Genomic DNA, 24,866 nt, shown 5'->3' with positions numbered 1-24,866 from the left:
TTCATCCAGCAAGAAATCGGATCGCTTCTTTCTCGGTCAGCAAAATTTGTTCCTGCGTTTTCATGTTTTTCACCGCAACCAAACCCTTTTCTACCTCTTCAGGGCCAATAATTACGGTATAGTCAGCGTTCACCTCACTTGCAAAACTCATCTGCTTTTTCAGGCTTCTCTCCATCACGTCAACCACAGTCCTCACACCCTCAGCCCTCAGCTTATCGGCAATTCTGAAAGCATGTCCTTCCAGCCCTCTGAACGATGCAATTACCACAGTTCTCTCCGATTTTGGAGAAATCTTACAAACTTCACAAACACGGTCAAATCCTATCGCAAACCCGGTTGATGGCGTCTTCGGGCCTCCAAAGAGTGACGACAATTCGTAACTACCTCCACCGCAAACCTGCTTCTGCGCCCCAAGCCCCTCGGCGTAACATTCAAACACAACACCTGTGTAGTAGTCAAGTCCCCTTGCAATCCCGAGATTAAGCTCAAATTTAACCTCTGTCTCTCGCAGAATTGACGACAGCTTTTCCAGCCTCTCGAAATCGTAATCCATTATTTCCTTCGCCTCATCTATTACCCCCTCATCCCCTTTCAGATCTATGATTGCGAGAATCGTTTCTCTCATTTCTCCGTCCACGCCAGCCGCTTCCATGTAGTCCAGCAATCCCTCCCTATCACCTTTATCTATGAGTCTCATAATTTTTGACGCCATTTCATCTCCAAGTGGAGACAGCAGAGACCTCAAAATTCCCACATGACCTATTTGAAGTTCGAAATCGATCCCAAGACTGTCCAGTATTCTATAGGCAAGGAGAACGACCTCGGCATCAGCCAGATGAGAATCTGAACCTATCAGCTCAACACCAAACTGCCAGAACTCTCTGTACCTGCCCTTTTGTGGTCTCTCGTATCTGAAGCAGTTGGCGAAGTAGTAAAATCTGAGTGGGCGGGGCATTACGCTGCATTCGTTAGCGAACATTCTCATGACGGGGGCTGTAAGCTCCGGCCGAAGGGCAAGTTTTCTGCCAGACTTGTCCTCAAAGACGTACATTTCCTCAACAATACCTTCTCCAGACTTTACTGTGAACAGTTCAAGATGTTCGAAGGTAGGTGTTGCAATTTCCCTGTAACCAAAACGCTCAGCAATCCTTCTCATTCTTTTTTCTATCTCTCTCCTCTTCTCCATCTCATCCGGCAAAAAGTCTCTCGTACCCCTCGGTCTCTCGATCTTCACTTTCATGAGTTATACCGGGTGTATTTAACTCCTCCTGTCATGCAGACCCACACGTCAGAGTGCGAGGTTGGCAAAGCTTTAAAAGTTAGAAATTCAAAAGGGAATAGATGCTGGAAAAACTCGTGATTCCCTCCAACACAAGATTTGAAGAGAGGAATATAGTAGCAAGCGGTGATGTGATAATCGGACCGAACTCCAAACTCAGCTACGGGGTAATAGCCAAGAAAATACTGGTGGGTGAAAGGGCCTCCATAGATGGTGACCTTCTGGGCGAAGAGATAAGACTGGACGCCTGGTGCAGTGTAAGTGGAGACGTAACTTCAAAGAACGATGCGTACATAGGTGAGTTCGCCTCCATTGGTGGAAAACTCACAGTTTATGGCGATCTGGAGATAGGCAGAAATGTGAGAATTAAAAACGGTTTTGAGGCCAAGGGGCTGATAACAATTCAGGACCCCACACCAGCACTGTTTTTCATATTCCTGTATCTGATGATTCTGCTAAGGCTTGGACGGCTTGAGGAGGCGGAAAAGCTTCTTGAAGAGGTTGAAGAATTCGACTCGCCCCTTGTCATCCCGGAGAACTCCCAGGTAAGCATTGACAGAATTGTTACCAGAAAGAATGCAGAAATCATCGGAAGCAGAGTTCTCGGGAACGTGAGGGCAAGGGATGTGTACGTGAGCGAGAGTGAGATTTTTGGCAGCCTGAGAGGGAGAGAAATCATTGTCGATAAATGCAGGGTTCATGGTGCTATAGAGGGTAAAGTCGTTTACCTGGTGAACTCAACAGAAGTATTTGGCCATATAAGGGCCGATAAAGTCTATATGGAAGATGGATGCAGCGTGGAGGGAGGAATAGTCGGTAGAGAAGGAGTGTGGATTAAAGAAAGGGTTGAATTGCCCGGAATGGATGAGGAGGCTTCCGAAACTGAAGACGTCGAGGAAAGAGCTGGAGAAAACACCGAACTCGGGGAGAGTGAGAACACTACCGAAGGAAGTGAAGAACCGGTGATTGATGAGAGCGGAGCAAAAGAGGAAGAGGAAGATGGAGTGGAAAAAGGAGAAGTTCAAAAAGATGTTTCCTGATCTGTTTCACGAGATCGAGGGCAGAACCATGCCAACAGTCGTGGATCACCTTGAGGTATGCAAGACTGTTGATGAAGCGGTGGAGGTAATCGATTTTTTTGAACGTAAGGGTGAGATCAGCAGAGAGTATGCGAATTTTTTGAGGAGTAACCCATCACTTCTTAAAAGCCTGATAGGAACCAGAGAAAGGGGAGAATACACCAGGAGGGGTTTAGGTGATTGAGATAGGAATCGCTGGAAAGCCCAACGCCGGAAAATCAACTTTTTTCAAAGCTGCCACTCTTGCAGATGCTGAAATAGCAAACTACCCATTCACCACGATCAAGCCCAACATCGGTGTCGGCCATGTGAGGGTGAGGTGCATCTGCCAAGAGCTTGGAGTGAAGTGCAACGAGTGTATTGACGGGTGGAGATTCATTCCGGTAAAGCTGATAGATGTCGCAGGCCTGGTCCCAGACGCCCACAAGGGTAGGGGACTTGGTAACGAGTTTCTTGACAATCTGAGACAGAGCGAAGCTATCATTCACGTTGTTGACGCTTCTGGCTCCACGGATGAAGAGGGAAACGAGATAGGAGTTGGCGAGAGGGATCCGAGAGATGACGTGAAATTTCTCTACCATGAGATAGACATGTGGCTTTACGGCATTCTCAAGAGGAACTGGGACAAGATTACACGAAAAATGAAGGCAGAGAAAAAAGATGCATCCAAATTTCTTACTGAACAGCTTGCAGGACTCGGATTTGAGGAATGGATGGTCAGAGATGCCATTAAGGGCTTTGGCGATGTTTCGACTTTGGATGAGAATGGTCTGATGGAATTCGCACGGGAACTGAGAAAAAGAAGGATGAGGATGGTGATAGCAGCAAACAAGGCAGATAAGGCTCCAGAAGACCTGATGAGGAGTTTGCTGAACATTCAGGAAATTGTTATTCCAACCTCAGCGGCCTATGAGATGGTTTTGAGAACCGCAGCCAAGAACGGATACATAAAATATCTGCCCGGTGACAGTGATTTCGAAATCATCAAAGAGCTGAATGAGAAACAGATGAGAGCTCTTGAGAAAATAAGAGAGTTCCTACGTGAATTCGGAAGTACCGGAGTGCAGGAGACCATAAATAAAGTCGTTTTCGACCTTCTTGGCTACATCGTTGTCTATCCGGTTGAGGATGAGAACAGGTTTACGGACAGCAGGGGAAACGTCTTGCCTGATGCCCTGCTTGTAAAGAAAGGTACCACTGCGAGAGAACTGGCCTACAAAGTACACACAGATATAGGAAAGCATTTCATTTACGCTCTGGACGCAAGAACCAAAATGAGAGTTGCAGAGGATTACGAGCTGAAAAACAACGATGTTATCAAAATTGTTTCCAGTGTGTGATTATTATAATCACTCATATCATAATTATTAGATAGTTAGATAAAAAAGGAAAAATTTAAATACTTTCAAAACTGAAATTATTCTGGTGAAATACCATGGAATGCAGAATGTGTAGATTCTGGCTCAGAGACTTTTCCTTTCCCGATGGTATTGGATACTGCAATGCAAAAAGTGCAACCACGCCTGCACCACATTCGTGCGAGCTTTTCAGAAGGAAAGAAGAGGAATCAATTGCCGTTAAGGTGCTCTATTATTAATTTTATTAAGAACTCAAGACGAAAGTCTTATTAAGCAACCCGCTACAAACTTAAATCAAGCGCCGATGGTGTAGCCTGGAAACACTGGGGCCTGCCACGCCCCCGCCCCGGGTTCAAATCCCGGTCGGCGCATCCCTTATTCCATAAATTTCAGGTGTTGAAGACAACCATCAGAGAACAGATTCTAAAAATACAATCCACTGAGATTGAATGAGAAAGCAGTGACCCTGCCTATACCAGAATCAAGATCCGAGGATCCTTTGTCCAACCTCAAAAATGCCGATCCCAACAACAGAACTGTAACCGCCATGTGCGGAAGACCCAGAGTCCTTTTTCCACGACCTGGAGCGGGACGGGACTTATTGCAGTGGGAGGTTCATGGAGAGCCAGGGCCCGGATTCGAACCGGGGTAAAGCGGATCTGCAGTCCGCCGCATAGCCCCTCTGCCACCCTGGCCTGGTAGAATTACTGCAAGTTTGTACTTAAACCTTGCTGTTGGCTTTATCGAAAATATCAATTTTGTGAACCCATGACCCAGACTGGCCAAGCTTACGATCCGAAATTGCAGTCCATCGATGCTTCTCTGCATAGTTGGTTAAAAAAAATTTAACGAGTTCTGTAGACGTTGAACGGATCTATCTTTCTCAGGGCTGCTATCTCCTCCTCTTTTATTTCCTCACCGATCTTGGCTCTCGACATATCCACATCAAATCCGGTTTTCTGTATGATTTCTTCCTTTGATACACCGGGATAGATCTTTTCGACGTAGGCCTCCTTTGTCATTTTGTCGAACTTCATTATGCAGAGGTTCGTAACGATCATCATCGGACCTCCGGGCAGTCCCAGTTCCTCCCTCCTTATCAGCTCATCCGAAAACGGTTTTCTCACCATCCATCCGGGAGTCGTTATGTAGTCCACCATCTCAACGAGTTTTCTTCTATCGTGGGGAATAATTATGATCGTGTTCGTGAAACAGCCTATGTCAACAGCTCCGCCACTTCCTGCCAGCCTTTTGTGTTCACCGAGATATTCACCAACCACTGTCGAGTTGACGTTGCCGTACTTGTCAACCTGTGCCCCTCCAATAAACCCTATATCGTAGTCTCCCCTCCCTGTCCCGGCCAGCGAGTGCAGGTTGCTGAGCTGCGCGGAGCATCGGTAGCTTATTCGTGGGCCAAAAAGGGATATCGGTACCTCCGGTATGGTAACATCAAATGACCCACTTTCAATGTTTATGGTAAGATCCGGAGCATACATCTCCTTTGCAAGCTTCGTAACGAGGACAGGCAGACCTATACCCGCAATAAGGTTCTTGCCGTTATGTTCAGCAAGCTCCCTTGCCGCAAAAATTACTGCCATCTCAAGCCGGGTGCACTCCATCCCGATCACCCCCATTTTGGCCAGGCTCTGGGCCTGAAGCCCAGACCTTTTACTGTCCTCAAACTCTGCAGCCTGTCAACCCCAAGTTTCCTGAGGTACTGAAAGTGATCATCCACACCGTACACCCACTCCTCAGCCCATTTTCTGAACCCTTCCTCCGTCCGAGCGGCCATAGCATACTCCATTATAAATTCCGCATCAAGCTCGTAGTAGTGGGACACGACAGTGGGATGTGCACCCCACGGAAGCGGGACTATTCTGTCGACAACCGTTGATGGCAACATGTTCCTGTTTGGATCTTCCCTAAGATACTCCTCCGGAACTATTTCTTCGGCTGTAACAATTACCTTATCCGCTGCAAACGCTGCAAACTGATCCACACCCTCCACACCGAATACTCTGCACGTACCCTCCATTCCAACCTGCTGAACATGGATTATCGCCACATCAGGCTTTATACCGGGCAAAAGCACTCTATGCACTCTCTCACGTGTAAAGGGGTCCTCCGCCAGAACGTACTTCTTTTCCGGTATCTTCTCCTTGTTTCTCACGAATTCCCTGATCTTATCGAGCCCTGAGTACTTCGGGTTGAGAATGTCCGACCCCCTGGTGTAGTCTGACGCCACAAAGCTCAGACCAAATGCCGGGGCCATGAGAATCAGAAGGGAGTCGTTGTGGCCGAGATCTTCGATAACCAGGTTTCCCCTGTTATACTCCCTCTCGATGCACGGAGCCTTTCCGAACGCCCCGAGGTAGTTGTAACAACCGATGAATCCCCTGATGCATCCTGCCCCCACCGCAGGATCGTGGAGAGACATTATCGAAAGGGTGACCAAATTCTTTTTCTCCTGCCTCATTATTTCATAAACGGCTGCCATTGGAAACCTTGAGTCCAGAACTCCTCCAAAAGCAACGATGTCTCCATTATTGATCTCCTTTACAGCCTCTTCAAGCGTAACAATTTTATCACTCATCCTTTATCCACCTCCCAACCAGATCGGGATTTAAAACATCCATTATCCTTTCCTGCTCGTTTGTGTATTCCGGATCCCGTTTATCTCTGAAGGCCGCCGGACCTTCGTAAAAATCTCTGTTAAGCAAAAGATTCCAGAAAAGCATACTTTCAATCCTCAATCCATCCTCAAGCGGTCTGCCTATCCCCCGAATGAGGGCCTCTTTGTCAGTTCTCACCGACCCCTGAGGAAACGAGCATATCCTTTCTGCAATCTCCACTGCACGTTTCAGCACTTTGTCTTTCGGAACAATCTCGTTAACAAGACCTATTCTGTAAGCTTCCTCTGCATCAATCTCCCTACCTGTTAAAATCAGCTCCATTGCCCTTCCGAGACCCACGATCCTCCACAACCTCTGCGTGCCGCCGTCTCCCAAGCCAACATTCCACCTGCGATTGAGAACTCCAAACCTTGCGTCTTCCGAACACACTCTTATGTCAGCGGCCAGCGCTATTTCAAGTCCCCCTGCATAGCACAGACCATTTATCGCAGCTATTACGGGTTTGAAGACCTCAATACCTCTCGTGATGCCGCCAAACCCGGGACCTGCGTAAGCCGAAGTTCTCGGAAAACTTGTTTTCTGTTCCAGAATGAACCTGTGCCACGCCTTCAGATCTGCTCCCGTACAAAATGCCCTGTCCCCCATCCCTGTAATTATCGCAACCCACAGATCATCGTTATCCCTGAACATTCTCCATGCATCTGCAAGCTCAAAGTTTGTCTCTGGATCGATGCAGTTCAGCACATCAGGACGGTTTATTGCAATGGTCAAAATCCTGTCCTGCCTTTTTACCACTATATTTTCATAACGCATAAAATTTTTAATCATGAACATTTATTTTACTCTTGACCGGCTTTCTGTGAACAGAGTATGAACATCATTTGAGAATTTTAAGAACGAAGCCCTGAGACCTTAATTCAAGCAGAACATCCATACCATATCGTTTCTCGAAAAAGTGCTTTAACTGTCTTCCCCACATCTCATCTACCTTCAGACTTGCCATCTTTGAGAAAAAGAATATTGAAATGCCGCCTTCATCTTCAACAACCTCCACCTCCCTTGCTCTGTCACAAACAAGCCAGATCTTCCTGATCGCTTCAATCGCCTCCTCAAGAGTTACCCTATCAAGCGGTTTGGAAGTGATCCACTCAACGGCCAGCTCATTGGCATTATTGCGAATTGAGGACTCCATTCCCTCCTCAACAATTGCTCGAAGCTGCTCCTTGCTTATTACACAGAGATCCATGACCTTGAAAACCTCCGAACGTAACATCTCTATCTCATCTGGATTCTTCGAATTGCTCCCCAGATAGAATTCGATTGCCTCCTCAATTATTTCATTCAAATTCTTACCCCTTTCTCTCGCTGCCCTAACAAGCATGCTGTGAACTCCGGGGTTCAGGGTTGTGTGAATGTGCCTCTTCATTTTACAATAACTTTCACTTAAAATTTTTAAAAAATTGCGTTTCAAAGGCATAAAATGTTTTAAAACAATAATTCAGATGATAAGTGTGGACGCTGAACAGAGGATAAGGCGACTGCTCGAATCTGTGAGGGAAGACGGAATTCTGCAGAGTGAAATTCACAACAGGCTGAACCTCTCGAAATCTACGGTTTCAGAGATCCTCACCACACTTGAGTACGAAAAAGAGGTTGTGAGAAAGAAAATATCAGGCAAATCGTACAGGGTCTGGCTTACCAGATACTCCCCCGAACCCGTTGAAGGCGTGTTGAGAATCGGAATTCTGCGAGCCAGTGAGTATCCGAAAGTAGTTGCCGCTGCTGAGAGTCTAAACGCCTTTATTAGAGTTTACGACAGCAGCATTGAACTCACAAAAGATTTGGTTCACGGATACGTCGATGCTGCCGCCTCGCCATTCATAACACAGGCTTTTTTTGGGGTACTGATGAAAACAGTAACAATAGTGCGGAAGGTGGCGCTTAACGGCAGCGGACTTGTTTTCTCCAGAACGGACTCACAGTGGTGGGGTTGCTCCGAGTTCTCCACAATGGAGCGTAATCTGAGAAAATATATGGATATGCACGGTATTGACGGAAAAATAAGGTATTTCAGGTCTCCGGAGAGTATGATAAACTCCCTACCTGAGCTGAGGGCAATTGCCATCTGGGAACCCTACTTCACGATGCTCGAAAATCTCAGAAAAGAGAGATTCTGTGACGTCCTTGGTGACTACCTCTGCTGCACTCTGGCTTTCAACAACAGCTTTCTCGAAGTTAACCCTGACATTGAAGAGACCTTTCTTCGTGAGTTCGACAGGGCGAGGGCTGGCAGGAGGGAAGCAAAAATTCTGGCAGATGTGACGGGCTTTGAGAGCAATCTGATTTTGAAATCGTTTGAAAACTACGAGTTATATCCTGAACAAAAATTTAGTAAAAAAGAGCTTGAAGAGCTAAGACTTGGTGGTATCGAAGGAATCATACGCCTTGATTAAATCGCTGAGCTTTAAAAGACTCATGAACTCTCTCCCCGATTCCTCCCTGTCAACCACCGCTATTATTGCCCCGACAACTCCTCCGCTTTTCTCCACCCTCCTTGCTGCCGAAAGAGCAGACCTGCCTGTGGTTATAACGTCTTCCACCACAACGACTCTCTCTCCTTTCCGTATCTCTCCTATCCTGTCTCCCCCAACTCCGTAGCTTTTTTCCTCCTTTCTGAATATTACCAGCGGCTTTTTGAGCTTCAGGGATGTGGCAACTGCAATCGCCACGCCACCAAGCTCCACACAGGCAACTCTGTCGAATTCCACACCGCTCAGCTTCTCCGCAATCCCGTCTGCAATCATCTCAAGTATATCCGGAAACGTGGATGCCAGCTTGACATCAACATAGACCCTGCTCCTTTTTCCGGATGAGAGCAGGAAATCCCCGAACCTGAGAGCACCAACGTCTATCATCCTTCTGACAAGTCTCTCGGCATTCATACTATCACCATGGAACTTCCTTGAAACCTATGCGGAAGGCAATATAATTTATTCCAAGATGCAGTGCAGGGGTAAGCAGGATGGCCGTCAATATGATCTCCACCGAAAAAAGCTTCCAGAAGGGAGCGTAAAGGGCAGAAATAAACAAAGTTACGATGAGAAACGTAAGCTGGTCGACGATGAGAAATCTTGCCCCTCTTTCATATCCCAGTCTCCTTTTGAAAAAGCTCCCCACAGAGTCACCGATCATCGAACCTGCTGCCAGAAGCATGGTCAGTGTGAAAAATTCTGCATAAGGCAAAGAACTGTAAATTTTAAAGGCAAAAAGGGTTTCAACAGCATACTGAAGGTTTGCCGTCAGAACACCCCCGGCAATTCCTCCCACAAACCCTCTCCAGGTCTTTCCGTCACCCAGGATCCTTCTGCCATCAAAAAAGTTCTTCCCGAAATCGATTGGAGTGCCACCACCAACCAGCACTGCAAAATTGTTGGGAGTATAAGCAGGAAGAAGAAGCCAGATTGTCTTGAGGATTAAATCGAGCATACATCCAGTCATACCAAAATTTTTAAAGTTTTTCAAACAGAGCTGGGCATTATATATCAACCATACATTTTTTGAGAGAAATTCGGGGGCATATTTAAATGTCTGAAAATATCTCGAAACAGTTATAAGTTCATATCCATAAAGCTGGAAAAGTGATCGAATACTGGCCGGAGTACAGGATTTTCGAGGACAATCTTGCCAAATTCATTGAAACAGTAGTTGCCGCTCCTAAAATAAAGAGGGCTTTGTCTTATGCAATTTCCGCAGGTGGTAAGCGAAGCAGACCGCTGATAGTACTCCTATGTGGGAAACTGTGCGGTGGAGACTACGGTGACGTTATGAATCTGGCCATCTCTGTTGAACTCATACACACGGCCAGTCTTGTTCATGATGACGTGATAGACAGAGCGGAGAAAAGGAGAAAAAAGGATGCCTTGCACAAGAAATACGACATAACTCTTGCGATTGTGCTTGGGGACTGGCTTATATCAAAATCCGTGGAGCTCACCTCGGAATACGGAGAAGAGATTATCAGAGATTTTTCCAAGGTCGGAATGATGATGTCGGAGGGAGAGGTGCTCGATTTCTACAGCATAAAGGAACCATTCGATGAGAAAGATTATTTCGAGTGTATAGAGAAAAAGACTGCCGCACTTTTTGCCTACTCCGCAAGAAGTGCATGTAAAATCGTCAGTGATGACAAGAAGGCCGCAGAAAAACTTTACCAGTATGGTCTGAACCTTGGTCTGGCGTACCAGATAGTTGATGATATGCTTGAGTACATGAAAATACTTGAAGACAAGCACTCTGAGTTTGAATCACGAACCCTGCCCCAAATTTACGAGGAAAAATACGGAAAGAGCGAGGTGATCTCCAGAACAATTGAGAAGATGGGTTATTTCGCCGAAAAAAGTTTGGGTTCTCTTGAATATTTTGAAGATGGTGTCGAGAGAGAGAAACTGGAGCAGATTGTGAATTACATGACCTACGATATGATAAAAAGACATTCCGGAAAGAGGGTTATTTTCTAAGCTTCCTGAAAAGCCTCTCGTTGTTTTCCAGAACCCTTTTCCAGTCCTCAATCCCTGCTCCCCTGAGGACTTTAGCCGCCCCGCTGTCATTGATTATGTCTGACGGAGAGTGAGAGTCCGTGTTTATCACGAGCTGAAATCTGAATTTTTCCGCTAGCCTGGCAACTCTGCCGTTGCATAGGCAGTGACCCTTTCTGGTGCTGATTTCAATATGAATTCCGTTTTCTCTGGCAAGCTCCGCTTCCCTCTCGCTCATTATTCCAGGATGGGCCAGAACGGATACCTCTTCACTGAGTGCTGCAAGATTCGTCCCCTCTTTAACCGGCTCTGCAATAGTTTCACCATGCACAACAACTATATCGGCCCCTTCTTTCCATGCAGCTTCGACCGCCCTTCCAATTAATTCCGGAGGTACGTGCGTTATCTCAACACCAATCAAAAACTGGGAATCATAAAAATCAATGTACTCTCTCATTTTCGCCAGTTTTGAAAGAATATCGGATATGTTGGAGAAATCTGCGTGGTCCGTGATTGCAAATCCACGATTTCCTGCAGCAAACATCCTTCTCGCTATCTCTGAAGGGATTAGCTCCCCATCGCTGAACACGGAATGGACATGCAAATCGAACATGCAAAAACGTTAAATAAGGTGCTAATAAGCTTTTACTGTGAAGGGATTGAGAAGGTTAGTCCTTGATGTTTTAAAGCCACACGAACCAAGGACTACTGTTTTTGCCCTGAGATTGAGCGAGCTCAACAATGTTGATGGGGTCAACATCCACCTCTCCGAAATAGATCAGGCAACGGAAAATATAAAAATAACAATTTTAGGTAATGATCTCGATTTTGACGAGATCAAGAGACTGATAGAGGATCTTGGTGGGGTTATTCACAGCATTGATGAGGTCGTTGCAGGAAAAATCGTCGTTGAATCCGTAAGAACGGAGCAGGACTGACTCCAAAACTTACGAGTGGACTCACTGTACGGTCTGTACCCAAACTACTGCCGGTGAAATGATCTTGCGGCCTCTATCAGTTCTCCAGCCTTTTTGATCCCCTTCCTTTTAAGCTCATTTTCACTTGCATCCAGAACATCCCTGCAGAACACTAAGCCCGCATTCACAGCAGAATCTATTGTTTCTTTGTCTATTCTCAATATGGTAATTGGATAAAGATTTTTATACTCAAGAAGCTGTTCTATTCCATTTTCTTCGGGATAACTCCAGCCTGTGAGCTTTATACCCATGCAGGCCCCATACTTCTTTGCATCTTCAGAGAACTTCGTGTTTGTCACCATCCACGGTCTGGTGAAGTTCTCTCTGTCTTTAACGTCCAGAAACCTGGCATAGGTGTACATCGCCTCTTTAAGCCCCGTGTATAGGGGCAGGTTGTGGAACTTGCATTCAATCATGTACCTGCCCTCTCTGTTCTCAGCAATTACATCTATTTCCTGTTTCACACACCTTCCTTCAACCACGACGTTTGTTTCAACCCTGTATCCATACTCCTCAAGCAATCTGGCAACAAATTTCTCAAAACCGAAGCCCGCTGGACCCAAACGAAGAATAGAACGTTTGAGATCGTATCTTGCCCCCTTTGAGTACTCGTACTTCAGCAGAGATTCAATGACGAGTTCGAGCACATCATCAGTTGAGATTCCGTCATAAATCCTGCTTTCTACCTCTCGTGCCACCTTTTCAGCAATTCTTCTGCTAGCTCCCGCCCTCTGGCAGGTCCTCATTATCTTCTCCCTGCTGAACTCCTCAAGTCTCCCGTCTCTTTTCCTCACCCTCACCCAAATCAGCCCTCAATTCATTTGCGAACCACACAACTCTCTGAGGGAATGGGATTTCAATTCCGTTTCTTTCAAGCTCGGTCTTTATTTTCCAGAGAAGATCCATTTTAACAGAGTACCATTCATTTGATGGGGCCCAGATTCTCACCGTAAGATTTACCGAATTGTCACCGAGGCTGTCAACGAAAACCTGTGGCTCCGGGTTTTTCAGGGCAAAAGGATGTTCATCAATCAGTCTTTTAATAATTTCTACTGCTCTCTCGGCATCATCACTGTAGCGTATTCCGATTGAGTACTCAAATCTCCTGGCCACATGAGTAACATAGTTCGTTATACTTGAAGTGAAAACCTTCTCATTTGGAATCCTGACATACAATCCATCGTAAGTTCTGATGATGGTTGAAAGAATGTTCACGTCCTCCACAAAGCCAGCAACACCCTCAATGCTTATCTGATCCCCTATCTTTATGGGCTTCTCTGAAATCAAAAATATCCCGGAAACCAGGTTTGCTACAACGCTCTGGCTCGCAAAACCAATAACAATACCTACAATCCCTCCAGCCACCAGTAAACCGGACAGATCAAGTCCAAGGGAGGGAAGCACTCCGATAAACGCAACGATAATTATTCCAAAGTAAATTATTTTAAGCATCAGTTCAAGCTGATCTCTCTTCATTTTGTCAATCAGAGCTCTTCTGAGATTGGTTGTGACTATTTTGGCAAATACGGTGGCGACAGCCATCACCAGAATTACAAATATCAGGTCAAAGACCGTTACATCCTGATAGATTCTGTAGTCCAGAATATCGATCATAGTCCCCACTCCATAACAAACTTTACTCCGGCAATAGATATCCTTCTGGCAGTGTATAGCTCCAGCGACTTCTTCATTTTGTCCCTCAAGGGTTTATTCGTGAATCTTGTTTCTGCTACTTTAGGAGAGAGTATGTTTACCGATGCTGATGAGCAGACCATCTCATCGTCGTAGAATATTTTCATCCCATAGATGTCAAAAACTGCATTGCTTATCTCGATCCACTCATCGTCGCTGTTGACGATCCTCAGTCTGATCACTCCCTCTCTGTACCTGTCCACCGATGGAACATCCGCATGCAGGTCGCTCTCCCAGTACCTGCATATTATACCCTCTCTCGGGTTTCCGTAAAGGGTGTACTTTGGCCTTTGCATTGAGAAAACATCAACAAGTCCAACACTCTTTTTTGCCGCAACAAAAACGGCAATTTCAATCGGAAATGTGGCATAAACCTCAACCGTCGATTTCGGTTCTGAAACAAATGGCTTCCTGAACCTGATCTGAAGGAAGTTGGTAATCTCCTTAGGAAGATTTACAGGCTCAACAGGATTTACAATCAGTCTTCCTGAATCGGTAAAGACGTTCTTCTCCTTTCTTCCACCGTTTTCCCTTATGTATCTGTAGAAAACACCTTCTTTCTCAATTTTAATTCTGTACTCCCCGATCTCCGCAGAGAAGTCTTTAAGCTCGTGGTAACCGAACACATTTATTTTTAGATTGACTTGGATAAAAGCTTTTGTATTTGCCTGAGAAGAAACTTTTTAAATTAAACATCCAAATAGGTGCAATGGTGGAGATCAGAGTGGATAAGGAAAAATGTGATGGTTGCGGAGAGTGCATAAGCGTCTGCCCCGGATCCGTCTATGAATTCGATGATGACGGAAAATCTGAACCTGTAAGACCTGAAGACTGTATTGAATGCTGTTCCTGCGTCGAGGTCTGTCCGACCGGGGCCATTTATGTTGACGTATGTGAATAAAAATATTTTTAATTTTTATTAGTATTGAAGCTCACCGGTGACAAACCTTCTTGATATCTCGCTCTTGGGGCGTTCAAAAAATTCCTCTGTCTTTGAGACTTCAACCACCCTCCCGCCAAATATATGGGCAATCCTGTCAGACAGTCTTTTTGCCTGAAACAGATTGTGAGTTGCAAGAACAACAGTTGTCCCTTTTTTTGCAATTTCCGTGATAACCTTTTCAACAATTGCTGCATTCACGAGATCGAGATTTGCCGTTGGCTCGTCCATTATGAGAACTTCCGGTTCAATCGCAATGGCTCTTGCTATGGCCACCCTCTGCTGCTCTCCCCCCGACAGCCTCTTCGCATTGTATTTTTCAAAGCCCTCGAGATTTACAAGTTTCAAAGCTGTCCTCACCCTGTCTTCAATTTTCCTGGACTTCCTTATCCTCAAACCGTACGCCACATTTGAATAAACGCTGCTGTTGAACATCACGGGTTTCTGAAATACCATTGTTATTTCCCTCCTGCAGTTGTTATCAGCGATCTTCCCCTTGTAGTAATATTTTCCGCTGTCCGGCTTTTCAAGAAGAGCGAGTATTCTCAGTAATGTCGTTTTGCCTGCTCCACTGTGGCCAACTATCGTGAATATCTCACCCTTTTCAATTCTCAAGGTGATGTCCTCAAGAGCTCTGGTGTCTCCGTATTTTTTCGAAATTCCTTCAAGTTCAATCACATTCTCACCAGTTTCCGCTGTAGCAGATTCGAGAACAGGTTGACTGCAAAAACAATTGAGATAAGAATTATCCCGAGTGCGATTGCCATGTCAAGTTCACCACGGCTTGTGTACATTTGTATCGCAGTTGTGAGGACTCTTGTGTTCAGGGCACTGCCTTTAACAAATACGTTCCCTCCAATTATTATTGCAATTCCCAGCTCAGCAACAGCTCTGTTGAAGGCTGCTATCAGTGCAAGAAAAATCCCGCTTGAAGCTTCCCTTATTACAGCAAACGATGCTTCAATATCGCCTGCTCCCAGAGTGAGGGCCAGCTCCCTTATCTCTCTTTCGATGAACTCAACAGAGCTGGCAGAAAAGCTAATGATGATTGGGGTTATCAGCACCGCCTGCCCGAGACTGATTCCAGCTTCCGTGTAAATCAGGCCGAGAAATCCGAGTGGACCGGTAGGTGCGAGTATCAGATAGAGTATGAGGCCGAGCACAACAGTCGGTATACCCAGAAGTGCATTGAAGAGTCCTTTCACGGTAGTTTTTCCGGGAAAATTGTAGAGACCAACGGCAACACCTATCGGAAGGCCCCATATTGTTGCCAAGACCGTTGCAAATCCGGAAACCCTTATCGACCTCATCGCAATATCCACTACATCAGGATTTGCCGTAATGATGAGCTTCAGAGCCTGCTGGACACCGGACACAATCAGCTCCATGGCACTTCAAAGAAGCTCAGATCCGATTTATATCTGTAGTCTTTCGGACACTCTGTCATATAACCATCATCCTTGATGAATCCGTACTTCACTATCCACTCAAACGCCGTACCGCTACCTTTTTTTAGGACGTCAACCGCCGGATAGAATAGAGGGGTACCATACTCCTTCTTTCCATACTGACCGATTATTTTCTGCCCCTCCTGACTGGTCAACCACTTGGCAAGCATGACCGCTCCACTGTAATCCTTACTGAACTTTTCCGGATTAACTATAATTATGCTGTAAACGTTGATCAGCTCCTCTCCCCTGTTTACAAGAGCTTCCAGATTTATCAGCCCGTCTTTCCTGTATTTAAGATAGGTGCCAATATCTGAGAGCGTATAGGCCTTTGTGTTGCTGGTGTACAGCAGAGTCTTTCCCATTCCCGTACCTGTTGCCCTAAACCAGCTCTCATTTCTGAGCGATTTGTAATTAAAACCTGCTGATTCCCATAACCATATTTCCTTTACGTTTGTTCCCGAACCATCATCTCTCGAGACCCATATCGCCTTACCCTCCCTTCCAGCCTCAGCAATTTTCTTCATGGCGTCAATCGGATTGAGTCCCCTGATGCCAGCGGGGTCATCTGAGGGACCGACTATCACAAAGAAGTTGTAGGCAAATACCTTTCTGTTCACACCGTAGCCTTCCTTAAGAAACTCCACCTCCTTGCTTCTGGCATGCACCATTATCGCATCAGCCAGCCCATGCTTTGCATCCTGAATCGCAGCTCCGGTTCCCTTTGGAATGAACCTCAACGTTATTCCTGTTTTTTCTTTGAATGCTGGAGCAATCGCATCTTCAAGCAATCCCGTGTCATAAAGGCTTGTTGTTGTTGATATCGTCAAAACCCTCTCCTTTGGAGTTAAACCATACCACACCAGCCCGGCCACGATGACGGCAGCAACAACAATTAGCAACTTCTTCATCCAATCACCGATATGTTCAGCCATGCATATTGAATAAAAACTTTGCCATCCACAGCAAAACTTAAATTACGCATTGCTCGCTCACGACCATGTACAAGTTCCATCACAGAACAATATATGTTAACGAAAAAGTTGATAAAATGATAGAATGTGCCAAAGAATGGAAAATTAACATGAGAGCTTTCGAGAGACTGTTCGTGAATCTCGGACTCGAGTTCCCAACCCTCAGGGATCTGGGAAAAATTGTCAAAGTGCACACCTCTACACACCCCGGAAGACTTCGGGTTTACAGGCTCGAAAAGGTTTTGAAGAGATTTGGTCTGCATCTCGCAAGAGTCGAAAGGATAGAAGGTGATATAATTCTCAGTTTTGTGAAAGGGTGCAGAACGCGGTGGGTCGAGTTTCTTGAAATGGTTGACAACACACCGCAAGATTTTTAAAACGTAAAATAAAGGGGGATCGGGGCAGAGGGGTCTGCAGGAGGAGGACCGTTGGGGACTTGCCTCAGTATCCCCGATGAAAGCTCCATAAGGTTTTATCTTTTCAGAGCTTCAAGTAAAATTTCGGCGATGTCCTTAACTTCCACCCCAACCTTTTCGTCCCTCGCAGCGTTGTCGAGCATCATGAGACATGCGGGACAGGCGGTAACCAGGATGTCGGCGGTTTCAGCAGCCTCCCTGACCCTGATTCTCGCCGGACTTTCTTTACCACCCAGATAGTCTGTGTAAAAGTTTCCTCCTCCGCCTCCACAACAGAATGAATTTTTGCGGTTCCTGGGCATTTCGTAAAGGGTCGAAATTTTCGAAAGAATTTTCCTCGGCTCCTCGTAAACTGCATTCCACCTCCCCAGAAAACACGGATCGTGGTATGTGACTTTCTGGTCGATTCTGGAGGTTTTCAGCCCTCTATCCTTCATCAAGCTCCAGAGGAACTGGGTGTGGTGCAGAACATCCATTCGGTAGTAGTTCCTGAGTGCGTTGAATGAGTGCGGATCAGGGGTCAGCACTTTTCTCACTCCCCTTTCCTCAAATTTCCGTTTGTTTTTGTCCATTAAATGTTCGAATAGCCCAAATTCACCCATTATCAAAGCCTCATTTCCCTCACACGTTTCATCACTGAACATACCGTAGTCCACACCGGCAAGATCGAGAATTTCTGTTAACGCCTTCAATGCCATCTTTGCCCTTTCGTCATAAGCAGCTACGCATCCTGCATGCAGCAGGAACTCATTTCCGACGTATTCTCTCGCAACCTCCACCTTCGCCGCATAACCCCACGGATTTCCGAACTTGGCGAGGTTTCTGAAGAATTCTACGACCTTCTTTGGTGCCTGCCCTTTCTCCACCATGTCACTTCTCGCTGCGATGAACACATCAACAAGCTGTTCGCTGAACTTGAAAACGCAGTGCTCCACGCAGTTTCTGCATGCTGAACAGGAGTAAATTATCTCTCCAAGATGTTCGCTCCATTTCACATTTCCGTTCATCCACGCCCTGATAAGCCACATCCTTCCACCGGAAAAGTACGTCTCGAACCTGTACTTTGCGTAACTCGGACAGTTTATCTCCGAGTAGTCCGATGAGAACTTGCAGTACCCGCATCTGAAGCAGCGGTGAACGATTTCGGCGTAGTTTATTTTCTCCATCATTCCACCTCCCAGTTTCCAGGGTTCATTATGCCGTTCGGATCCAGCAAATCGATCACCCTTTTCATCAGCATTTTTGTCCCTTCATCCATCCTCTCCAGAATCATCTGCTGTGCCGGCTCTTCAGCCTTCCACGGAATTCCCCCCATTTCAAGCACGGCCTTATTCGTTTCGTGGAGAGCTTTTTTCGCTCTCTCAACATCTTCCTCATCGGCCCTGTTGAAGGGATATGCATAGGCAAACATCATGCAGTGGGATCGGCCGATAATGCGTATGCTGAACGCCCAGTCAACGCCCAGCCTTTTTACGATCTCAAGTCCTCTCCTGTAGGCCTCATCAAACAGGTAAACCGGCAGAATTGCCCCAACATACTCGAATCCTCCACCCTTTCTGACGTCTGCAAATCTAACAAGCTGTGACATTGGTTCCTCAAGGAATGCTGACTTCATCCCCGGAGTCAGATACAGAAATCCCCCGTCCTTCTGCTTTATGTAATCCTTCAGGGCATTGCGGATTATTTTCCTCTTGAACTCCAGCTCTTCCTCACTGTCTGCTGTAATGTAAATAGTTGTGTGCTGAAACCCCTCTGCCCAGTCCGGTTTCGGCTGAGCCCATACTGTAATGTCCTCGGCCATCTCGGTGTGGGTAACCCTCCATATCACATCGCTGACATGAGATGGGTTTTCGGTGACAAAGATCATCACATCCCTGTAGCGATGCTTCGGAAACAGCTTTATTCCCAGCTTTGTCACGATTCCAGTTCTGCCAAACCATCCGAGGAACAAACCGGCAAGATCGGGCAGTGGTGATCGGGAGAACCAGTAGGGCGAGATGCTGCATGACCCAACCCTGCAAATATCACCTGTGGGCAGAACAACCTCCATACCGTTAACCATCTCGGAATGAAAACCATAGATCTGCGATAACCTCCCCGAGCCATGTATGAGCGCATTTGCTGTAACCGTTGCAATCGGTGGAGCGTCCGGTGTGGAGAGGCGTAGACCGGGATGGTTCTTTTTCAGATACGCCTTGAGCTTCCCCTCGCTAACTCCCGCCTCGATCACAGCGTACCTTGCCCTCTCGTTGACCTCCACTATCCTGTCCATCCTCTTCATGTCAACAACAATCCCTCCCTTAAGCGGTCTGACCAAACCGCTCAGAGACAGAGCACCACCCATGGGGACAACTGGGATTCTGTACCTGTTTGCGAGAATTACGATCTTCTGAACTTCCTCGGTAGTGCCCGGCATTACTACATAGTCCGGCATGACGGGTGGCATCGTTCCGGGATCGGAGGAATATATGTAGAGTTCTTCGGGCTCCTTCGAAACGTAATTTTCACCAACAATACCTTTCAGCTCGCTGTAAACGTCAGTCACTTCAACCACGCCCCGGGATCTTCGGCATCTCGCCGATTGCCAGCCTGCACAGATCGCTCACAAGAACGGGCATTAAGCCCGCCTTGGCTGCTCTCTCCGCAAGTGCCACATAGCACATCGGACAGTTGAACACTGCAAATCTTGCTCCCGATCTGGCCATGTCCTCAATGTTATTTTTCTGCAGTTTCTCAGCCAGTTCGTACTCTCCCCACATTTCAAACACAGCTCCACAGCAGATTCCGTTCTCCCTATCGTACTCCCTTTCAACCCTTTCCACCCCGATCAACTCGAACACTCTGTCGAGCATCTTGTCAGTCTCGGGGCTGAGTCTGTTCGAGCAGTTTCGCTGATATGCTACTTTCACGTTCAGCTTCCGTATTCTGTCCTCATTCTTCTTAAGCCAGTCATAGAGGTACTCATAAAGGTGAACGGTTTTGAACGGTACATCTATACCGTAAGCCCTCGCATATGAATTGAAAAAGCCATAACACTCGTCATGGAAACAAACAAGTTCTTCAATACCGTACTTTTTCACGTTCTCTATTGTCTGCTTTGCCCTTTCCTTTATCACAGACATGTTGGCGAAATGCAGGTAAACCAGATTGCAGAACACCTGTCTGCCCAAAATGATCGGGAGCCCCTCGAAAATCCTGCTTCTGACATTATCCACAAGATCCGGGAAAAGACAGAGAGAGAGCGCCTTCTCTCCAACATCCGATATATTAGCAAGGTCCTTCTTTTTCGCACCATACATTCTGACGAGTTGCTTCGCAATAGGCTTTGGAGCAAGGTTAATACCATAGTTCTCCTGCAGCTCCACAATACGGTAGAAGGGGTGATTGTCGTAGGGACAGTATTCCTCACATGAATAACAGGTTTTGCACTCTTCGAGAACCCTGCTGTAATCTCCTTTCGCAATCTTCACTCTCTCTTCCCTTGCAGACTCAAGATCGTAGTTCAAATACTGACATTTCATCAAACAGGCTATGCTGTCGCAGTTGAAGCATAGTTCAGGGTCAAATTTCAGCTCCACCACACCACCTCCGCATATCCAAATTTACTCTCCTAAAATGGTGACACTCACAAATCATGATTAAAATTGGCAGAGATTTTAAAAAATTTTTCGTAATTTATGATTTGAGAGCTTGACGATTGATAAATGATGCTATTTCACATGAAATCCCATCCCATTTCTCTGTAGTACTCATCCACCATCCTCTCAACATCCTCTTTGGCAAGAGGTTTGCCCGTAACGTAATCCCTGAATCCATCCTCAAACCAGTCATCTGGTGGAGAGTCGTGTTCTCGCCTGAAACCCTCTCTGACGTTGGCAAGCTTGAGTAAAGTCCAGATTTCCTTTGCTCTCCCCATCATTTCCTCTTTCGTAACCTCCATTCCGGTCACAGCAGAATACAGCTCTGCACAAAGTTCAGCACTGTAAAATCTGTTTATCTGAGCTCTCGCACAGATGCCAAGTGATGCAAGGATCACAAACCAGAGGTTGGAGTAGCACAAAAGCTTACCAACCCTCAAACCTCCCTCCAGAATCTCCCCTATCTTTTCATCATCCAGACCCATTCGTCTGAGATGCTTTACGAAGCTTTCTGAAGGTCTTCTTGCAAAGTAGGTTGGAGAGCCGTGAGCCGCAACGTGAGGGCCTCTGGGATCGATGACCTGGCCGAGCTCCATGGTACCAAAAAGATCCCAGACAAGGGGTCCTTTGGGAGTGACGTATGCCATCATTCCCTTGATACTGTTCTTCGCCTCCCCAAATTTTCTCTCCATCCCACCAATCCCTTCTGCAAGCAGGTTTCCCATTCCTTCCCTTAAACATACCCTTTCTGCCCACCCCGACAATGACTCAAAGGATGAAAGATCTATTTTCTCCTCAAGCTCAATTATTCCCTCCTCTTCAAGCTCCTTTGCGAAGCTCAAAACACCAAAGAACTCGAACATATCCATCCCGTAATCGTCGAGGATTGCGGTGAGTTTCATCGCCTTTCTGTAGTCCTTCATCCCCATCATTACCGGTGTCAGAAGATTGACCACCGAGGTAGTATGGATTCTGTTTCCATCGATTTCTATTTCGTCCTTATCCCCAACAGGACATGATACGCATGCAATTCTCTTTTTTCTGATTCTGAAGTACTCGTCTTCCGGCAATGCTGGAAGAGATTTCAAAAGTCCGAGTTCCTGCCACTCCTTTAGATGGGGATACTTCCTCATCCGCTCAAGTAAATTCGCGCAAATTCGGTTGAATCTTTCCCTATCCGCAACTCCTATCTCTCCGTTGCCCATGACGAATATCGCTTTCAGCTTTTTAGATCCCAGTACAGCACCTATTCCTCCCCTCCCAACAGTAGATAGTCTGTCGATGTATGCCATCGAAAATCTAACAAGATTCTCACCCGCCTGACCGATTGACAATACCCCACCCTGCCCGAATCTGCTTCGGAGATTTTCAGTCGTTTCTCCAACACCCAAACCCCACAGATCTTCTGCCTTGCATATCTCCACATTTTCGTCCTCAATTTTAATGATGACGGGCGATTCGGCCTTTCCCCTGATCACAAGACAATCATAACCTGCAAATTTCAGATTGCAGCCGAACGTAACTCCTCCACCTCCGCCCCACCCAACGGCGTTGTTAGCAGGCAGCTTTGTAAAGGTATAAACTCTCGACGCTGCCGGAACGTTGGTACCAACCAGAACTCCGGTACCTATGATGACGGGATTTTCGGGTGAGAGTGGATCAACTCCGGGACGGATGTGGTCATAAGCAATTCTAACACAAAGGCCAAATCCACCCAGATATCTCTTCACAAGCTCCGGATTGAGATTTTCAACCTCGATATCACCGCTGCTCAAATCGATGGTGGCCAGTTTACCGGCAACTCCAAAACTCACTTTACCACCCTGAGAGCAGAGTAAAAGCACTGCTCCGCACATTTCCCGCAACTGTTGCAGTTCTCAAGAAATTTGATGTCGCAGTCAGTCACTCTGATTCTTGCTGAAGAGAGGCTGAATTTTCGTGTGAAGGTGTAAGAGCAGATGAGCATGCAGCGCATGCACCCCGTACAGTTCTCAGGATGTACGACCATCATACACTGTCCCCGTACTTGCGGTGAGCGGCTTTCAAATCATAACGACAGTTCATGAAGAAAATTGTCACAAGTTCTTAAAAATTTAACCTCGGCCATACGAGCACATCATTTCCACTCCTGCAATTCAGCTTTAACCGAGAATGCTTATCAGAATTCCAGCAGCAACCGCAGAGCCAATAACGCCCGCAACATTTGGCCCCATGGCATGCATCAGGATGTGGTTCTGGGGGTCTTCCTCAATAGCCATCCTTTGCACAACTCTCGCAGACATGGGGACGGCAGAAACTCCGGCTGCACCGATCATCGGGTTGATCTTCTCTTTCAAAAACAGATTCATGAACTTCGCCAGTAAAACACCTCCAGCCGTGGCTGAAGCAAAGGCCAGGACTCCGAGCATGAGGATTAGTATCGTCTTGTATGTCAGGAAACTCTCCGCCTTCATTGTACTACCGATGCTGAGACCAAGAATTATAGTCATAATATTCATCAGTTCCTCACTTGCCCCCTTTGCGAGTCTGTCAGTAACGCCGCTTTCCCTGAACAGATTGCCGGTCATAAGCATCCCGACAAGTGGCAGGGCCTCCGGAGCCAGAAATCCCGTAACCAGCATGGTGGCAATTGGAAATATTACCTTTTCCTTTTTTGAAACAACTCTAAGCTGTCTCATCTTTATTCTTCTCTCGTCCTTTGAAGTCAGAGCTTTAATCACGGGGGGCTGTATTATCGGGACGAGAGACATGTAGCTGTACGCAGCCACAGCAGTTGCTGCGAGTAGATGGGGGGCGAGAATTGTTGTCGTGTAAATCGTTGTCGGGCCGTCAGCGCCTCCAATTATCCCTATGGAGGCTGCCTCCTGTGGAGTAAAGCCAAGAAATAGGGCTGCCAGCAGAGCTGCAAAAATTCCAATTTGAGCGGCTGCACCAAGTAAAAAAGTCTTCGGATTGGCCAGAAGAGGTGAAAAATCGGTCAAAGCCCCCAAACCAAGAAATATCAGGAGAGGAACGATTTCGGTGTGGATAAGGTACCTGAGAAAATAATCAAAAATGCTCCCTTCCTCCCCCAGTCCGCCGCCAGGTATATTCACGAGAATTGCGCCTATGCCGATAGGAACAAGAAGTAATGGCTCCATTTTTCTGTATATGCCGAGATAAACAAGGCCCAACCCTACGGCAATCATCAGAAGGTTCTCAATCATCTGATCACCGCAAGGATGTCACCCGCCTCTATTCTCTGCCCTTCCTTTACCAAAATTTCTGAAACGACACCATCCTTCGGACTGACTATTTCATTCTCCATTTTCATAGATTCTATTATTACTATCGGATCACCCGCCTTAACCCTGTCACCGGACTTAACGAGTATTTTCAGAACGACACCGGGCAGCATAGAAGTTACAGCATCCTTCAACTCCTCTCTTACCTCAGAAGGCCCTGCCGATGGTGTTACCGGCTCACGTCTTTCTGAGATCGTTTCTGCCCTCTCATAAACATCCTCAACAACGACTTCGGCCTCTTTCTCGCCAACCTTTACCCTGTAAACCCCATCCCTCAGCTTCTCAACCCCAACCTTGAAATCCGCACCGTCAATTCTGATCCTGTAAAACTTCACTCCAACCACCTCCCGGCATAAATCTTCGCAAGTCTCTTCCAGTTTTCCGGCCCATGCACCTCCACTACTGAAGTACCCTCATACTGAAGAATCGCTGCCGTCACCGCCAGTACTTCGAGATCCGTCAGGCTGCTGAAATTGTCACTTTCTTCAGAAGTTGCTTTTTTCCCAAAAAATCTGCCCATAGCCCACATGACAAACGCAAGTATTGATAGAACTACGAAAACACCACCCATTCCAGATGCGGTCAGCATTATGCCAAGTTCATTCATCCCGAA

31 protein-coding genes and 2 tRNA genes are annotated in these 24,866 nt (G+C 46.5%); 10 read left to right on the top strand and 23 right to left on the bottom strand.

Features of this window, described 5'->3' with window-relative positions:
* Window position 1 precedes the first annotated feature (1 nt).
* Window positions 2–1,234 (bottom strand): histidine--tRNA ligase, encoded by a 1,233-nt coding sequence (hisS, locus tag JFQ59_RS02065; RefSeq protein WP_202318746.1) that lies wholly within the window; start codon window positions 1,232–1,234, stop codon window positions 2–4.
* A 107-nt stretch (window positions 1,235–1,341) separates the two neighbouring features.
* Here hisS and JFQ59_RS02060 point away from each other — a divergent pair, with 107 nt between their 5' ends.
* From JFQ59_RS02060 to JFQ59_RS02040, 5 genes are all read left to right on the top strand, one after another.
* The gene (locus tag JFQ59_RS02060) at window positions 1,342–2,319 is read left to right on the top strand and encodes an acyltransferase (protein WP_202318745.1); all 978 of its coding nucleotides are present in this window, start codon (window positions 1,342–1,344) and stop codon (window positions 2,317–2,319) included.
* Entirely contained in the window at window positions 2,279–2,542 is a 264-nt protein-coding gene (locus JFQ59_RS02055) for a DUF2095 family protein (RefSeq protein WP_202318744.1), read from the top strand. Before JFQ59_RS02060 ends, JFQ59_RS02055 begins: the two co-directional genes overlap by 41 nt.
* The gene (locus tag JFQ59_RS02050) at window positions 2,535–3,698 is read left to right on the top strand and encodes a redox-regulated ATPase YchF (protein ID WP_202318743.1); all 1,164 of its coding nucleotides are present in this window, start codon (window positions 2,535–2,537) and stop codon (window positions 3,696–3,698) included. Before JFQ59_RS02055 ends, JFQ59_RS02050 begins: the two co-directional genes overlap by 8 nt.
* 95 nt (window positions 3,699–3,793) lie before the next feature.
* Window positions 3,794–3,955 carry a hypothetical protein gene (locus tag JFQ59_RS02045; protein ID WP_202318742.1) on the top strand — a complete coding sequence of 54 codons (162 nt, stop codon included), beginning with the start codon at window positions 3,794–3,796 and terminating at the stop codon, window positions 3,953–3,955.
* A 59-nt stretch (window positions 3,956–4,014) separates the two neighbouring features.
* Window positions 4,015–4,087: transfer RNA gene (locus JFQ59_RS02040), tRNA-Gly, on the top strand.
* 252 nt (window positions 4,088–4,339) lie between these two features.
* Here JFQ59_RS02040 and JFQ59_RS02035 read toward each other — a convergent pair.
* The 5 genes from JFQ59_RS02035 to JFQ59_RS02015 form a co-directional block, all read right to left on the bottom strand.
* Window positions 4,340–4,411, bottom strand: a tRNA-Cys gene (locus tag JFQ59_RS02035).
* Window positions 4,412–4,561: 150 nt separating this feature from the next.
* Window positions 4,562–5,335 carry a CoA-transferase subunit beta gene (locus tag JFQ59_RS02030; protein WP_202318741.1) on the bottom strand — a complete coding sequence of 258 codons (774 nt, stop codon included), beginning with the start codon at window positions 5,333–5,335 and terminating at the stop codon, window positions 4,562–4,564.
* A gap of 5 nt (window positions 5,336–5,340) precedes the next feature.
* Window positions 5,341–6,309: a CoA transferase subunit A gene (locus tag JFQ59_RS02025; protein ID WP_202318740.1), complete on the bottom strand. Its 969-nt coding sequence runs from the start codon at window positions 6,307–6,309 to the stop codon at window positions 5,341–5,343.
* Window positions 6,302–7,162, bottom strand: a complete 861-nt coding sequence (locus JFQ59_RS02020; protein WP_202318739.1) for an enoyl-CoA hydratase/isomerase family protein — start codon at window positions 7,160–7,162, stop codon at window positions 6,302–6,304. Before JFQ59_RS02020 ends, JFQ59_RS02025 begins: the two co-directional genes overlap by 8 nt.
* 64 nt (window positions 7,163–7,226) lie before the next feature.
* Complete coding sequence (locus JFQ59_RS02015) at window positions 7,227–7,775, bottom strand: hypothetical protein (RefSeq protein WP_202318738.1); 549 nt, start codon at window positions 7,773–7,775, stop codon at window positions 7,227–7,229.
* 85 nt (window positions 7,776–7,860) lie between these two features.
* Here JFQ59_RS02015 and JFQ59_RS02010 point away from each other — a divergent pair, with 85 nt between their 5' ends.
* Window positions 7,861–8,802: a hypothetical protein gene (locus JFQ59_RS02010; protein ID WP_202318737.1), complete on the top strand. Its 942-nt coding sequence runs from the start codon at window positions 7,861–7,863 to the stop codon at window positions 8,800–8,802.
* Here JFQ59_RS02010 and pyrE read toward each other — a convergent pair.
* On the bottom strand, window positions 8,761–9,291 hold the full coding sequence (pyrE, locus tag JFQ59_RS02005; protein WP_202318736.1) for an orotate phosphoribosyltransferase: 531 nt from the start codon (window positions 9,289–9,291) through the stop codon (window positions 8,761–8,763). The genes JFQ59_RS02010 and pyrE overlap by 42 nt on opposite strands.
* 4 nt (window positions 9,292–9,295) lie before the next feature.
* Window positions 9,296–9,835 (bottom strand): CDP-2,3-bis-(O-geranylgeranyl)-sn-glycerol synthase, encoded by a 540-nt coding sequence (locus JFQ59_RS02000; RefSeq protein WP_202318735.1) that lies wholly within the window; start codon window positions 9,833–9,835, stop codon window positions 9,296–9,298.
* A 152-nt stretch (window positions 9,836–9,987) separates the two neighbouring features.
* On the opposite strand from JFQ59_RS02000, the gene JFQ59_RS01995 reads away from it, so the two are divergent.
* Window positions 9,988–10,866 carry a polyprenyl synthetase family protein gene (locus tag JFQ59_RS01995; protein WP_202318734.1) on the top strand — a complete coding sequence of 293 codons (879 nt, stop codon included), beginning with the start codon at window positions 9,988–9,990 and terminating at the stop codon, window positions 10,864–10,866.
* Here JFQ59_RS01995 and JFQ59_RS01990 read toward each other — a convergent pair.
* Window positions 10,856–11,497, bottom strand: coding sequence for a histidinol phosphate phosphatase domain-containing protein (locus JFQ59_RS01990; RefSeq protein WP_202318733.1), 642 nt, complete (start codon window positions 11,495–11,497; stop codon window positions 10,856–10,858). The two genes, JFQ59_RS01995 and JFQ59_RS01990, sit on opposite strands and share 11 nt — an antisense overlap.
* Window positions 11,498–11,534: 37 nt before the next feature.
* Here JFQ59_RS01990 and JFQ59_RS01985 point away from each other — a divergent pair, with 37 nt between their 5' ends.
* On the top strand, window positions 11,535–11,822 hold the full coding sequence (locus JFQ59_RS01985) for a DUF211 domain-containing protein (RefSeq protein ID WP_202318732.1): 288 nt from the start codon (window positions 11,535–11,537) through the stop codon (window positions 11,820–11,822).
* A 44-nt stretch (window positions 11,823–11,866) separates the two neighbouring features.
* Here the strand turns inward: JFQ59_RS01985 and JFQ59_RS01980 are convergent, their stop codons facing one another.
* From JFQ59_RS01980 to JFQ59_RS01970, 3 genes are read right to left on the bottom strand one after another with little or no spacing between them, the layout of a single operon-like run.
* A complete protein-coding gene (locus tag JFQ59_RS01980) occupies window positions 11,867–12,661 on the bottom strand; it encodes an ATP cone domain-containing protein (protein ID WP_202318731.1) in 795 nt (264 codons plus the stop codon).
* Window positions 12,630–13,475, bottom strand: coding sequence for a mechanosensitive ion channel family protein (locus JFQ59_RS01975; protein WP_202318730.1), 846 nt, complete (start codon window positions 13,473–13,475; stop codon window positions 12,630–12,632). Before JFQ59_RS01975 ends, JFQ59_RS01980 begins: the two co-directional genes overlap by 32 nt.
* Window positions 13,472–14,179 carry a DUF432 domain-containing protein gene (locus JFQ59_RS01970; RefSeq protein ID WP_202318729.1) on the bottom strand — a complete coding sequence of 236 codons (708 nt, stop codon included), beginning with the start codon at window positions 14,177–14,179 and terminating at the stop codon, window positions 13,472–13,474. Before JFQ59_RS01970 ends, JFQ59_RS01975 begins: the two co-directional genes overlap by 4 nt.
* Before the next feature lie 83 nt (window positions 14,180–14,262).
* Here JFQ59_RS01970 and JFQ59_RS01965 point away from each other — a divergent pair, with 83 nt between their 5' ends.
* The gene (locus tag JFQ59_RS01965; protein ID WP_202318728.1) at window positions 14,263–14,454 is read left to right on the top strand and encodes a 4Fe-4S dicluster domain-containing protein; all 192 of its coding nucleotides are present in this window, start codon (window positions 14,263–14,265) and stop codon (window positions 14,452–14,454) included.
* A gap of 18 nt (window positions 14,455–14,472) precedes the next feature.
* Here the strand turns inward: JFQ59_RS01965 and JFQ59_RS01960 are convergent, their stop codons facing one another.
* Genes JFQ59_RS01960 through JFQ59_RS01950 form a run of 3 tightly spaced genes read right to left on the bottom strand, consistent with a single transcriptional unit; the run spans window position 14,473 to window position 16,852 of the window.
* Window positions 14,473–15,171, bottom strand: a complete 699-nt coding sequence (locus JFQ59_RS01960) for an ABC transporter ATP-binding protein (RefSeq protein WP_202318727.1) — start codon at window positions 15,169–15,171, stop codon at window positions 14,473–14,475.
* The gene (locus JFQ59_RS01955) at window positions 15,168–15,881 is read right to left on the bottom strand and encodes an ABC transporter permease (RefSeq protein ID WP_202318726.1); all 714 of its coding nucleotides are present in this window, start codon (window positions 15,879–15,881) and stop codon (window positions 15,168–15,170) included. Before JFQ59_RS01955 ends, JFQ59_RS01960 begins: the two co-directional genes overlap by 4 nt.
* Complete coding sequence (locus JFQ59_RS01950) at window positions 15,872–16,852, bottom strand: substrate-binding domain-containing protein (RefSeq protein WP_202318725.1); 981 nt, start codon at window positions 16,850–16,852, stop codon at window positions 15,872–15,874. Before JFQ59_RS01950 ends, JFQ59_RS01955 begins: the two co-directional genes overlap by 10 nt.
* A gap of 89 nt (window positions 16,853–16,941) precedes the next feature.
* On the opposite strand from JFQ59_RS01950, the gene JFQ59_RS01945 reads away from it, so the two are divergent.
* Window positions 16,942–17,292 carry a hypothetical protein gene (locus tag JFQ59_RS01945; protein ID WP_202318724.1) on the top strand — a complete coding sequence of 117 codons (351 nt, stop codon included), beginning with the start codon at window positions 16,942–16,944 and terminating at the stop codon, window positions 17,290–17,292.
* A gap of 95 nt (window positions 17,293–17,387) precedes the next feature.
* Here the strand turns inward: JFQ59_RS01945 and JFQ59_RS01940 are convergent, their stop codons facing one another.
* From JFQ59_RS01940 to JFQ59_RS01905, 8 genes are all read right to left on the bottom strand, one after another.
* On the bottom strand, window positions 17,388–18,500 hold the full coding sequence (locus JFQ59_RS01940) for a (Fe-S)-binding protein (protein WP_202318723.1): 1,113 nt from the start codon (window positions 18,498–18,500) through the stop codon (window positions 17,388–17,390).
* Window positions 18,497–19,876: an FAD-binding oxidoreductase gene (locus JFQ59_RS01935; protein ID WP_202318722.1), complete on the bottom strand. Its 1,380-nt coding sequence runs from the start codon at window positions 19,874–19,876 to the stop codon at window positions 18,497–18,499. The genes JFQ59_RS01940 and JFQ59_RS01935 overlap by 4 nt, the downstream gene beginning before the upstream one ends.
* A 1-nt stretch (window position 19,877) precedes the next feature.
* Entirely contained in the window at window positions 19,878–20,909 is a 1,032-nt protein-coding gene (locus JFQ59_RS01930; RefSeq protein ID WP_202318721.1) for a heterodisulfide reductase-related iron-sulfur binding cluster, read from the bottom strand.
* Between the two features lie 137 nt (window positions 20,910–21,046).
* A complete protein-coding gene (locus JFQ59_RS01925; RefSeq protein WP_202318720.1) occupies window positions 21,047–22,783 on the bottom strand; it encodes an aldehyde ferredoxin oxidoreductase N-terminal domain-containing protein in 1,737 nt (578 codons plus the stop codon).
* The gene (locus JFQ59_RS01920; protein WP_202318719.1) at window positions 22,780–22,980 is read right to left on the bottom strand and encodes a 4Fe-4S dicluster domain-containing protein; all 201 of its coding nucleotides are present in this window, start codon (window positions 22,978–22,980) and stop codon (window positions 22,780–22,782) included. The genes JFQ59_RS01925 and JFQ59_RS01920 overlap by 4 nt, the downstream gene beginning before the upstream one ends.
* A 130-nt stretch (window positions 22,981–23,110) precedes the next feature.
* Window positions 23,111–24,175 carry a sodium ion-translocating decarboxylase subunit beta gene (locus tag JFQ59_RS01915; protein ID WP_202318718.1) on the bottom strand — a complete coding sequence of 355 codons (1,065 nt, stop codon included), beginning with the start codon at window positions 24,173–24,175 and terminating at the stop codon, window positions 23,111–23,113.
* Complete coding sequence (locus JFQ59_RS12655; RefSeq protein ID WP_202318717.1) at window positions 24,172–24,588, bottom strand: biotin/lipoyl-containing protein; 417 nt, start codon at window positions 24,586–24,588, stop codon at window positions 24,172–24,174. Before JFQ59_RS12655 ends, JFQ59_RS01915 begins: the two co-directional genes overlap by 4 nt.
* Window positions 24,585–24,860, bottom strand: coding sequence for an OadG family protein (locus JFQ59_RS01905; RefSeq protein ID WP_202318716.1), 276 nt, complete (start codon window positions 24,858–24,860; stop codon window positions 24,585–24,587). Before JFQ59_RS01905 ends, JFQ59_RS12655 begins: the two co-directional genes overlap by 4 nt.
* Window positions 24,861–24,866: the final 6 nt, after the last annotated feature.

The sequence above is a fragment of the Archaeoglobus neptunius genome (assembly GCF_016757965.1).
Taxonomy (GTDB): Archaea; Halobacteriota; Archaeoglobi; order Archaeoglobales; family Archaeoglobaceae; genus Archaeoglobus; species Archaeoglobus neptunius.
This window is presented reverse-complemented; position numbering and strand designations above follow the sequence as displayed.